At 68.2% G+C, this 11,655-nt stretch carries 9 protein-coding genes and 2 pseudogenes; 1 reads left to right on the top strand and 10 read right to left on the bottom strand.

The features are described 5' to 3' along the window. Positions 1-475: 475 nt before the first annotated feature. Positions 476-1,045: a DUF4232 domain-containing protein gene (locus STRTUCAR8_RS05775; RefSeq protein WP_006374517.1), complete on the bottom strand. Its 570-nt coding sequence runs from the start codon at positions 1,043-1,045 to the stop codon at positions 476-478. Positions 1,046-1,281: 236 nt separating this feature from the next. Between STRTUCAR8_RS05775 and STRTUCAR8_RS53905 the strand changes: the two genes are divergently transcribed. After that, complete coding sequence (locus tag STRTUCAR8_RS53905) at positions 1,282-1,872, top strand: hypothetical protein (RefSeq protein WP_006374536.1); 591 nt, start codon at positions 1,282-1,284, stop codon at positions 1,870-1,872. Positions 1,873-1,930: 58 nt separating this feature from the next. Here STRTUCAR8_RS53905 and STRTUCAR8_RS05765 read toward each other — a convergent pair whose 3' ends face one another. The 9 genes and pseudogenes from STRTUCAR8_RS05765 to STRTUCAR8_RS52325 form a co-directional block, all read right to left on the bottom strand. Further along, entirely contained in the window at positions 1,931-4,882 is a 2,952-nt protein-coding gene (locus tag STRTUCAR8_RS05765; RefSeq protein WP_006374516.1) for an aminotransferase, read from the bottom strand. 203 nt (positions 4,883-5,085) lie between these two features. Beyond that, entirely contained in the window at positions 5,086-5,526 is a 441-nt protein-coding gene (locus tag STRTUCAR8_RS05760; RefSeq protein ID WP_006374534.1) for an Lrp/AsnC family transcriptional regulator, read from the bottom strand. Positions 5,527-6,039: 513 nt separating this feature from the next. Continuing rightward, positions 6,040-6,186: pseudogene (locus STRTUCAR8_RS53900) on the bottom strand (IS5 family transposase); the annotation flags it as partial. A gap of 14 nt (positions 6,187-6,200) precedes the next feature. After that, positions 6,201-6,863, bottom strand: a complete 663-nt coding sequence (locus tag STRTUCAR8_RS05755; protein ID WP_006374495.1) for a hypothetical protein — start codon at positions 6,861-6,863, stop codon at positions 6,201-6,203. Between the two features lie 818 nt (positions 6,864-7,681). After that, a pseudogene (locus tag STRTUCAR8_RS49315) lies at positions 7,682-8,288 on the bottom strand (transposase); the annotation flags it as partial. Positions 8,289-8,365: 77 nt separating this feature from the next. After that, on the bottom strand, positions 8,366-8,995 hold the full coding sequence (locus tag STRTUCAR8_RS51585; protein WP_006374533.1) for a Fic family protein: 630 nt from the start codon (positions 8,993-8,995) through the stop codon (positions 8,366-8,368). Continuing rightward, a complete protein-coding gene (locus STRTUCAR8_RS05740) occupies positions 8,985-9,518 on the bottom strand; it encodes a hypothetical protein (RefSeq protein ID WP_234372604.1) in 534 nt (177 codons plus the stop codon). The genes STRTUCAR8_RS51585 and STRTUCAR8_RS05740 overlap by 11 nt, the downstream gene beginning before the upstream one ends. 254 nt (positions 9,519-9,772) lie before the next feature. Next, on the bottom strand, positions 9,773-10,033 hold the full coding sequence (locus STRTUCAR8_RS05735; RefSeq protein WP_006374510.1) for a transposase: 261 nt from the start codon (positions 10,031-10,033) through the stop codon (positions 9,773-9,775). A 171-nt stretch (positions 10,034-10,204) separates the two neighbouring features. Then, the gene (locus STRTUCAR8_RS52325; RefSeq protein ID WP_006374504.1) at positions 10,205-10,741 is read right to left on the bottom strand and encodes a hypothetical protein; all 537 of its coding nucleotides are present in this window, start codon (positions 10,739-10,741) and stop codon (positions 10,205-10,207) included. Between the last annotated feature and the right edge of the window lie 914 nt (positions 10,742-11,655).

Here is an 11,655-nt window from a genome sequence, read left to right as displayed (position 1 = left end):
CAGTGCGACGGATCCACCCGGGGGAACGAGGGGATTTCCCGGAACAAGAGACCACCCGCCCCGACGCCGGGATCAGGGGTTCGCCTAGGGCCGTCGGGAACGAGCCCGTCACCCTTGCCCGCCGACCCCTGCGCTGGCTCTCTCCAGTGTCCAGGCACGGGGCTCGGTACCTTTCCTCGTTCCGGGACTCCGACACGTTCATCGATCCCGGACAGCACATTCACGCGGACCAGATCACCTGAGGCGACGAGCGAATCGGACCAGATCATCCGAATTGTGACCAGGTCCGTTGCGACGGGACACCGTCGCCGTCGTTACGTCCTGTGGTGCTCACTCGCTGTCCCGTGACACTGGCTCTTGACCGTTTGCCTATCAGACTTCGACGGACACGAGTTTGTGTCATCGGAGTTCGATCACCGCAGGTCAGAGCGTTGCGATCGTCGTGCGGGCTGCTCGATCCGTGGGGACGGTGGGGTCAGGAAGGCTTGACCGCCGAGACCGGTGTGACAGTCACCTTGTTGTCGCACTCGGCCCACACCCCTTCGTCCAGGGCGACCTGGTGCTTCCCGGAGTGAGGCAACCCGATGACCATCGTCGGATACGTCACCGGGTCCTTGCCCGACACGCAGTAGCCGTCGCCCTCCCCCTGGACCTGGACGAAGGTCAGCTTCACCCACGCCTTGCCGTCCGGCCGGACCGTCACGGTGACCGCCCTGCCGGTAGCGGTGACCTTGAGCGGGGTGTTGCGGGCGGGCGAGCCGTTGCCGGCGCCCGCGACCGTCGGATGGCCCTTCACGACGCACGTCCTCCCGGAGACGTTGGTGAACTGCACAACCGCCGCCCCGGTCCCCGTACCGACGGGCCGGTTGGCAGCCTGCCAGGCGCTGACCTGGAGGGCGGAGGCCGAGCAGTCGGGCGGCGGGGTGGAGGTGGCGGTGCTCGCCGCCAGGGCGGCACCGGGCAGGATGCCGGTCACCGCCGCCGCGACGGCCGTAACCGCCGTCGTCGCCAGAACCGCCCTGCGAATGCCGTTGCTGTGCCGCATGTTGTCGTCCCCCTGAGTCGTCTCGTCCGCGGGTTTCGGTCGTCGGTTGTTGCCCCGCGGTACGCGTCGTCGTCGTACGTGAGTGCAGACAGGGCGGGAGAGGGGCAGCGTTCCGGGCGGCGGCCGCTTGTGACGGAACGGTGACGACAGGCTGCAGCCGTGCGGACGGCCGTCAGGGCAGACAGACCCCCCGTCATCGCGACAATCCTGGACGCCGAGGGCTTCCGCCAGGTCCGGTGATCGCCGCCCGCGCCCAGCAGGACACGGTGTGGAACCGCGCCCAGCTCAACAACCAGCTGCGCTCGCACCTCAAGCAGTACTGCCCGGCCGCTCTCGCGGCGTTCGCCGTCCGCGGCGTGGGCCTGGATTCCCGGGAAGCACGCGCGGTCCTCGCCGGGGCACCCGCCCCGCACACCGCCGCTCGCTTGACCCGAGCCCAGCTGCGGGCCGCCCAGCGCAGATCCGGACGAGACCCCCGATCCACTGACCGACGAGATACTCGCCGAGATCGAGGCAGTTACCTTTCATGCGCCCCCGGGCCCTGGCATGTGCGCCAACTCGACGACGCCTTCACCGTGAGTCTCGTCGCCATCAGTACTGTCCCCGACACCGGCGCCGGCGAACGCTGGCCGGACTCCGACCACCGCCAGATCGTGGCCGCCACCCTGGTCCAGCAGCTACGACACGTCGACGTCGCGGACGAACACCGGGACGAGAACGCCGACTTCATCGCCAACGCCCGCCAGGACGTCCCCCGCCTGATCGCCGAGATCCGACGTCTCGGCCGCCTCCTCGAATCCCAGGATCAGAAGCCCAGGGCAGGCTGAAGGGCACCACTGATCGGTGCCAGAGGACAGCCGCCGACAGGTACGCCCTTACCGTGTTTCACCATCCGTGGGTGAGTACCTCGTCGAGGGCGTCGACGAAGACGTCGGCGCTCTCCATGGTCAGGCACAGCGGCGGTTTGATCTTCAGGACGCACATCCGGTCCGAAGTCGGCTGCATCAGCACGCCCAGTTCTCGTAGCCGTTCGCAGATGGCGGCTGTCTCCTCGGTCGCCGACTCCCGTGTCTCGTGGTCTCTGACGAACTCGAGGCCCAGATACAGGCCACTGCCGTGAACGGCGCCGATCAGCGGGTGCTTGTCAGCGAGTCGCAGCAGCCGCGTTCGCAGATGTGCGCCGACCGTGCGTGCGTTCTCCTGGAGACCTTCGTCGCGGAGTACGTCGAGCACGGTCAGCCCGACCACCGAACTGACCGGGCTGCCGCCGGCCGATGAGAAGAAGTAGCCCTGCGAACGGTAAGCGTCAGCGATCTCGCGTCGGGTGATCACCGCCCCCAGGGGATGGCCGTTGCCCATCGCCTTGGCGACAGCGACGATGTCCGGTTCCACGCCCTGCTGCTCGAAGCCCCAGAAGTGGGAGCCCAGCCGTCCATAGCCGACCTGCACCTCGTCGGCGACGCAGAGACCGCCGGATTCCCGGGTGGCGGCGTAGACCTGCTCGAGGTAGCCGTCGGGCAGAGCCATTCCGCCGGCGTTGCCGTAGTAGGGCTCGCACACGAACGCCGCTGGGGGGCGTCCGGACCTGACCAGGTCGGATATCACTGCCGCGGCCTCGGGGCCGTAGAGGTGCGCCTCAGGGCCGCGGTGCGGGCCGCGGTAGCTGTTCGGCGTGGGGACCGTATGCACCCACTCGGGGCGGGTGGCCAAGGCGTTCGGGTTGTCGGCCGTGGAGGTGGAGATGGCGTCGCCGGCGTAGGTCCAGCCGTGGTACGCCTCCTCCATCGCGACGACGTCGCGCCTCCCGGTAGCGGCCCAGGCCAGCCGCAGTGCCAGATCCACGGCCTCGGAGCCGCTGTTGACGAGGAAGACGGTGTCGAGTCCGTCCGGCAGGAGCGCGCTCAGCCGCTCCGAAAGCTCCACCACCGAGGCGTAGTGGAAACGGGAGTTGGTGTTGAGCCGCTGCCACTGCCGGTGCACCGCTTCAACCAGTCGCGGGTGCCCGTGGCCCAGGACGGTCACGTTGTTGAGCATGTCCAGGTAGCCGCGGCCGCGGGTGTCCACCAGGTGGTGCTGCCAGCCGCGCTCGATCTGCGGAGGCGTTTCGTAGTAGTGCTCCTGCACGGTGGCGAAAGACCTCACTCGACGCTCCAGCAGGACACTTTCCGGCTCCGTGGGCGTGCCCGCCACGGGACGGTCCGCCCGGGAGAGGATCAGGCCGGTGGGATCGGGGCACATCGTCAGCCAGCCCGCATCCAGCCCTGGCGGAGTGAAGCGTGGCGCAATTCCCGTGCCGAGCCGGGACAGTTGCGCATCCAACTGGTACCAGTCGTCCCGGGCGGCGACGGTGCCCAACTGCTGACCGCATACGGCCTCTCCTCCGTCGGTGACCGCGCCGGCCGGGTTGATGCCGTCGAGCACCAGGTGCAGCCCCCCGGCGGTCAGGGTCACTCCGTGCTCTGCGTGCCGGGTGACCGTGCCGGCCCACGGCGCGTGGACCGCCAGCGGGATCGTGAGGTGCACCTCCACGCCGAGCGCGAGCGTGGCGCTCTCCTCTGTGTTGTCGACCCGTGTACGGGTGAGACGGCACTCTCCATACCGGGTCAGCACTGCCGTGCCGCCCGAGGCCAGTGCCCGTGCGATCACAGTGGACTCCGCGTCGGGATCGAGCCAGCCGCCGCCGTGCAGCGCGTCGCTGGTGACGGACAGGTCGAGCACCGTTGTTTCGGAGGGAAGTTCGGGGAGAAGAGGGTGGCTCGAGGTCGGTGGATCGTTGTGCGGGGCGGGTTCGCCGATCACCTGCCGGAAGTGGGCCGCCATCACCTCGGCCGGTACCGAGGCGCCGGCTTCGAACATGGCCCACTCACGGTCAAGGGCCGCCGTAGCGTAGCTGTTGGCGGGGTCCTGCAGTGCTGCGTGCTGCCCGCATACCACCAGCACGCAGCCGCGCAGCACGACAAGGGGCCACAGTACGTCCAGCTCGTCTCCGACGAGGGGCCGTACGGCGTGGAACGCGCGGACCGCGGGCAGCACCGAAGCCGGTGTGGCTCCGTGATGATGCAGGACGGAAGTGCAGGCGACCGCGAGCTCGGCCACGGCCCAGCTGTGTGTGAGATCTCCGAAGTCGATCAGCCCGACCGGTATGGGGCGGCCGTCCGGGTCCGTCCGGCACACCACGTTGTTGTCGGCCACATCGCCGTGAATGACCTGTACGGGAAGCCGCGCGGCGTGCCCCTCCACCAGTTGTTGTGCCGCGCGGGCGGCTCGCAGCACACGCTCGGCCCTTCGCTGGTCGACCATGTGCGGGGCCAGTGTCTCGACGACTTCGAGTGCGTTGCGCAGGTCCCACAGCATCGGCCTGTCCGGAGCCGGTATGTCGAGGCCTTCCAGGGCCGCGGTGCTGCTTCCGGCAAGCTCTCCCAGCCGCGCCACCACCCGCGGAGCCAGATAGCGGCTGTCCATGATGGGTTCACCGGGAACATAGTCGAGCAATTGGCAGTCGTAGTCCTGGCCGTCCACGGAGACGGTCTGGATGTGTTCCCCGTCGACTCCAACCCGGGCCCGCGGTAGCCGCAGCTCCGGCAGCGCCCGGGCGAGGCGCTCAGTGGCCTCGGACTGCGCCCTCAGTACCGCGCGGTCGATGACCGGGTTGAAGACCTTGAAGACGTACCCGTGCTCATCCGGACCGGTGCGCACCCGAAAGTTGCGGTCGTGATTGCTGCCCAGTTCCTCGAGTGTTCCCTCGATGCCGAATCGCTCCGCGAGGAGGGCTGCGGCCCGCTCCTCCTCGATTGCGACCATCGGCGCCACCAGCCACTCGGCAGAGGAGATGCCCATCGAATTCTCCGTTCAACAGTTGGTTGACCCGCGACAGCCCGGTCGCTGCGGATCGGCGAGCGCGATCAGACAGAGGTGATGCGGGCCGGCGGGCCACGCCATCGCACGGACCCCTGAAGTGGGTTCAAAAGACAAAGAGTTGGAGGTCCACAGTGGCGTCGAGGGTTTTCCTCACCACCTCGGTCCGCCAGTTTGGGCGCTGCTCAGCCGACGTTCCAGAAGAACCGGTGCGTGTGAATCCCGAAGTAGGGGAAGCTCTCCACCTTTGTCACGCCCTCGATGGGACGCACGACGTCGTTGACGAAGTCCAGCAGGTCACTCGGACGCCGACAGACGGCCTCAGCGAACAAGTCGAAGGTGCCGGCGGTCAGGACGGCGTAGACGACCTCGTCGTGGCGTGAGAGTTCGTCGGCCACCGCCCTCGGATCGCCGTCGACTCGGAGTCCGAGTAGGGCCATGGCCTGCCCGCCCATCGCCATCGGGTCGGTGACTCCGACGACCTGCACCGCCTTGGTGTCGATCAGCCGCTGCAGCCGTTGCCGCGCGGCCGACGCCGACAGGCCGACCTTCGGGCCGAGATCGGCGTAGGGGATGCGCCCGTCGGTCTGCAGTTCGCGCAGGATGGCCCGATCGATGTCGTCCATAAGGACACCTCCTAGGTACGCGAGCAGCTAACCATGCAATCGATTCACGCGCAATGAGCGCAAGACGCCGTCGATTCCTCTGTGAAGAAAGTCGAATCAATCGTTCGGGTCGTGGAAGCCACATGGCACCGGACACCGGACATGGAACCTGCCTCGCCGGCAGTCCTGCCGAAGCCCCGGCCAGGAGGCGCTGCCAAGACCCAGTGACCGACTGGCCACTCACGCTCGGCGCACGACCTGACGGCTCCGGGCGGGATCGCCAATCCCCCACACGTTCCGGCCACGCGGTTGACGCGGAACCAGACCGCCGCGGAGACGGACAGCCCTGCTCACCGAGCAAGCCGGGCTGCCGGCTGTTCTGGTCGGCAGGGGCCGCACATTGGCCGGGCGGCAGGTGCCGTGGCAGCGCGTTCCCTTTCCCGCCGACGAGGCTCTCGTCGTCGCTCCGGCGGGCCTGAACGTGCGGCTCGGCGCTGGCGTACGGCACCACTCGGAGGGTCGCCGCAGGGCGGGCGCCCCCGATCTCTGAGTGAGGGCTTCGTAGTCCCGCGCCGGACGGCGGTGCTGCATCAGCCAGCCGGAGGTCCGCTCGATCACCCACCGTATCGGGAACGGCTCGAACCCCTTCGTCCGTGGCCGCTGCACCACCTCGGCATCGAGCTTGGCGCAGTGCCTCAGCCGAGGCCGAGTCGGGTCAGTGCGGTGGTCCAGTCGGTGACGATCGCCTTCTGGGCGGCGGCGAGGGTGACGGTACCCTTGCAGACCGCGGTGTGCAGCTTCGTCTCCACCGGGTCCTTGGCGTTGTTGACCCCTGATCCCTTCTTGTGGCCGGGATCGGCCGGCTCCACCCACAAGTTGCGGTAGTCGTTCGGGTCCCCGCCCAACTGCAGACTGATCAGGTGGTCGTACTCGGCATCCGCCATGCGGCCGGTAAACCCGTAGGAGGCGGCGTTCAGCTTCTTCTCCCTGCCGGTGACGGACGTGGACGGCCGGATCCCGGAGGTGTAGCCGCCCTTGCGGCATATCGTCGACTGCAGATTCGACTGGGTGACCGCCGGAGAGACCGCGCCCGGCGTGCACCCCGGGTCCTGCAACGGCTCGCCCTTGAGATACCGGTAGTGGCAACTGCCCGCCGCCGGCTGCTTCTGCACCGTGTACGTCCTCTGCGGACCCGCCCCCACCGCGATCGCCCGCCCGGCCCCGTCTGCACCTGACGGCTCCGCCGTACCACTCGCACTCCCCGACGGCACAGCGCCGCCCAGCGAAGCAGGAGAACAGCCCGCGAGCACCAGGCAGGTGAACAGGACGGACATGGCGGCGCGGCGGGCAGAACGCATGACGACCCCTCACGGGCAGGCGATGGCTGAGCAGATGCTGTCCTATCCGACTGCCGCCCCACCACGCGGGGGTACCACTCGAAGACGCACCGCCCTTGGACGGGCCCAGCACCGGCGGCGCACAGACGACGGGCCCTGGATCCAGCCAGTGCCGCAGCCGTCCGCTGCGACGCACCCCGTCCGGCTCAAGAACTCGCCGGGAATCAAGCCCGTTCAGGCGCCGACGACGAACTCCCTGAGCATCACCGCCAGGTCAGCCGGAGTGTCAACAGCCGGTGTCCTGTAGCGCGCCGCGCGGATGGTCATGCAGGTGGCCACGAAAGCCGGCAAGTCCGAGGATCACATCGAAGAACTCCATGTAGGCGTGGGCTCCGCGTTGATGGGTCTTGAGCTCGGCGCAGACGGTTTCCACTTCCCAGCGTTCGCGATACAGGGCGGCGGGCGTCGAGCAGGCTGATCACCAGCCGGTAGCTCTCGGCGGCACGGCGGGTGCCGGCCAGCTGGTAGGCCAGGACCCGCACGGTGACGGGGTCGGTGTGAGCGGGATCGGTGCCGGTATGAATGCCGGAAAGCCAGGACCCGTCCCGCAGCATCCGGTCGACGGGCAGGACGCGGTTGGCGGCCCCCCTCCACAGCAGATGGGCACCGGTGGTGGTGAAGGCCCGCCACAGCGGCACCCCGAGGAACTCCCGATCGGCCAGGACCAGTTCGCCGGGGCCGCAGGAGCGGGGCAGGTGGCCCACCAACGTCACTTCCCCGGCGCGGCAGCCGGCCGGCTCGGCGTCCAGCACGAGATGCGTGCCCACCTCGACCAGGCAGGCCCTGGGCTGGGCGAGGACGGTGCGGATCGTCGCGGCGACCATCTCCGCGGAACCCTTGGGGATGACGGCGAAGACGTTGCGGACGAAGTGGACTCAGCAGCGTTGCCCGACGGCGCCGAGCATGACCTTGCGGATGGCTTTGACCCGGCCGCGATGGCTGTCGGAGATGACCGGGCGGACGCCGATCAGACCGCGTTCGCGCAGTGAGCGCAGCACCTGTGCCCAGAAGGCTTCGGTCTCGCTGGCGCCGGAAATGACGCCGCCGACTTCGCGACCGCCCTCCGTGGGGGGACGTAGGTGGCGTCGACGAAGAGGCAGGGGAAGCGGATGTGGTCCAGCGTGTGGGTCCGGAAGGCGTCGAGCTGTTCGGCCAGGTCCGCGCAGATCCGGGAGACGTCGCTCTTGGATGTCCCGGTGTCGAGCCGAGGGCTTTGACGAGGTGATCGACGGAGCGGGCGGAGACACCGTGGACGAATACCTCTGTGACGACCGCGCAGAGCGCCTGGTCGCTGCGTCGCCGGCGCTGCAGCAAGCTGGGGAAGAAGCTCCCGGCCCGCAGTTTCGGGAGGGCTGGTTCCAAGTCGCCGGCCAGCGTGGTCGCCGTCGTCGGCGTACCCGGGTAGGTGCTCAGCCGCGTACTGCTGAACGTGCTCACCTGTCAGCTTCGGCGGGAGCCTTCCCTCACCGTGCAGTCGCCCGACGGCGAGTGGCACGGATCAGCACGCTGACCAGAGTCGCCAAGTCGAGCGCGCCGTCAGGGTCGTCCGCGTAGCGGGTGGTCTGGAGCGGCCCCACTTCATCCAGGCGTACTCCTTCCCTCTCCAGGACGTGGGCGAGGACCAGTAGTGCCAGGCGGGCGTTGCCGTCCGGGTACGGGTGGAAGAAGGCGATGTCGAGGTATGCCCTGGCCGCGCGGGCGGTCAGGGGGACCGACGGGTCGGCGCTCTGGTACAGGCAGGCGGCGAAGTCCTGCCATGTATGGGGCGTGAGCCCGTATCGTTCCCGGCCGCCCTTGGCGAAGGCATCGCTCTGACGCAGACCCACCTCGTTCACACCAAGGACCAGCCTCTGCCAGCCGGTGAGAAGGCTCGGCGTGAGCGGCTCTCCCTGTGAGGCCGCGACACGGGACAGGACCATCGCAGCGAGCAGTCGGTCGGCACGATCCCGGTCGCGAACGCGGACCGGACCGTCGAACCAGGCAGCGAGTCCGTCGACGGCCGGGCACACCGGTGCCGAGCCCACGCGCGCGGCCGAGGACCAGTCGACCTGCTCCCTGACCTTGCACCACGCCGCCAGCGCGTCATCGCTCACGATAGAACCCGCGACCGGTCAGGCGAATCGCCAGGTCCTCTCCAACCGTGTCGACCAGGGTCGGGGCGGGCGCAACGTGGCTCTTGAACCGGCCGCCGATCGCGGCTTCCACCGCCTTCTGCGCCTCTTCCAATCCCAGGCCGGTGGAAGTGAGGAACCAGGTCAGCGTCGTCTCACAGAGTCCGTACCAGGACGATTCGGCGTGGGTGCTGCTGACGACCGCGGTGACCAGTCGGGTCACCGCCCGTTCGAGATGCCAGCTTCGGTCCTCGGCGTCCGCGTCGGGGTGCGGTGCAAGTTGCTCGAACCGCTCGGCCATGTCCTCCAGCCAGTCACGCCACTCCAGCAGGCAGGTCACGACACGTTCGGCGGTCTCCTGCGCGCCTGTGACCGAGTGCGACTCGCAGCACCAGGCTTCGACGGGTCCACCGTAGTGAACCGAGCGTCCCCAACCGCAGGCCCACCGGCCGTAACGGGACACCAGGAGCACGGTCACGTTGTCCATGAACTGGTAGCCCGCCAACCGGTCGGGATCAGCCGCCCTGTCGGCCTCGGAAGGCACCATCGGGACGACAAGCGCCGTCAGCCGTACCGCCTCGTCATCGTCCCAGTCGAAAGGGTTCCGGCTGGGATCAGCGGCGCTCCAAGGGAGCGACCAGACTCGTTCGATGTGGATGGACGTGGCGGACCCCCGTAGTCAGACATGACGGAACAACTGACCGATCATGTCCGGGAGGTCGAGACCTGTCACCCCAATATGTTGGCCCTGCCACCCGGCTACCTCCCATCCGCCGGCACGTTCACGGGTACCCGCCTGAGCACCTGCTTGTGTACGCCGACAACCGTCTTGTCCCGGTGGCCGTTGCGCCAGGTGGTGCGGGTGTCGGTGTGTTCGCTCCACTCGGCGGCGATTGCGGAGGCGACCTCGGCCTCGATCAGTTCCTGCAGCAGCCGCTCGGCGACCTCGCGGACGGGTTCAAAACCGTCGGACGAACGGGACTCAAGCAGGCGACGTAGGTCATGCGAGCACAAAACCACCGTGCACCCCCTGGGGTTGAACTGCCCGTTCGCTCAGGGACAGTTGCACGGTGGCCTGCCAGTCGAGCCGGGATCAGCCATTGGCAGACGGCGCACCCGAGGGAGCAGAACCCGCGCACTCGATCACGGAGATCTCTCCACCACACAGCGAGACGCCATCACAGTGCCAAATCAGTCAAGCGGTTGCGGTGCAGGTATAGGGGGAATTTCGGGCGAAATATGAGACATCAATGCCGTGACCCGGCTGTCCGGGTTGTTATACAGCGGTGACCCGCTATTAAGGAGCGCCCGTTGTAGAGGGTCCACGTCATTTGACGGGATATACAGCAGTGCGACGGTGGTGATGTATCCAAGGGTGTCAGTGGTGTCCAACGGACGTAACTGCGCGACCACGACATCGTTCGTGTCCGCACCCAAGCCGTATGCCACGCCTCGCGGCAGGAAATTGAAGATCTGTGCGGCGGCCGTAGGCTGCCCTGCCACGAACGAGTAATCGAGCTGAGACAGGAAACCGACCTGGACCAGCGTGGTTCCCTGAGGTTGAGCCGGCACACCGCCGCTCGGATTGATGGCGGCGGGAAGTTCCGTCAGGGCAGACGGCGCCGCCACTCCGGACGATGCCGCCATCGCCGGTGCAGCGTGGCCGAGCGCAACAGCCGGACCACCGAGCGCGAGGATTGCCGAAACAGTAAGGAACCGTAAGTGCATGTCTTTGCCTCCACCGAATCTTTTGCAGAGCGCCACTGGTGGGCGCCGACATACGCTATCCGAAAAATCACCCCGGACGAGAGAGAGAATAAAATCTCCGGTTGACGGAACCTGGGACCGCTGATCTCCGTCGTCCCCCTCTTTCAGCCCTAGACGTGGGGACGACCGGTACGGCGTCCCGCTCCGGCGGCCAGGCAGGCGCCGCGCCGGGCGAGCAGCGACGCACGCGCGGAGCGGGGCCCGGACTGTGCCTGGCCTGTCAGGGGAGCGCTCGAACGAAGGGGGGATCAGGTGCTCAAGGCAGGCGCGATCGCGAGTTCGGCGACGGACTGGGTCTGCTCCGTTCACCGTCGCGAAGAAGTCGGCCGACTGTGAGCCTCCGGTGTTGATCGCTTCTCGGTGGCTGCCGGAGCTGCGGGTGATCCAGCCACCGTTGTTGTACCTGAGTGTGGCGCCGACTCCGGAACTCCATGCAGTAGTCCTCGGCCTGGCCCCAGTGGAAGGCGCCTCGACCGCAGCGGGGTGCGGTGGCCAGGCTCCCCCGCGCCGCGGCGGCTGACGCAGCTGTGGCGAAAAGCATCGAACTGGGCGAGGACGCTTCCGTCGGCGACCTGGGTGAGCATGCCCGCGCTCGATCACCGTCATGCCGATCGCCACGCCGAGCCCGAGCGGCTCACGGCTATCCCGGTGTCGAGCCGTGCCGGTGCGCCGAACAGGGGCAGTGGCCGCGATGCCATCATCCGTTCTGTTGCAGCAGGGGCGCCCCCAGGGGTGTCAGGGCGTATAGCACTGTGTCGGCGTGGCGGTGGCTGGTGATCAGGCGGGCGTCGCGCAGGACCGTCGTGTGATGGCTCGCGGTCGTGGGAGGGGACACCGGCGTGCCGGGTGGCCTCAGTGGTGGTGGCTCCGGTGGC

Source organism: Streptomyces turgidiscabies Car8, from assembly GCF_000331005.1.
Classification (GTDB): Bacteria; Actinomycetota; Actinomycetes; order Streptomycetales; family Streptomycetaceae; genus Streptomyces; species Streptomyces turgidiscabies.
Note: the sequence above shows the minus strand (reverse complement) of the source record. Positions and strands in the feature narration are given on the sequence as shown.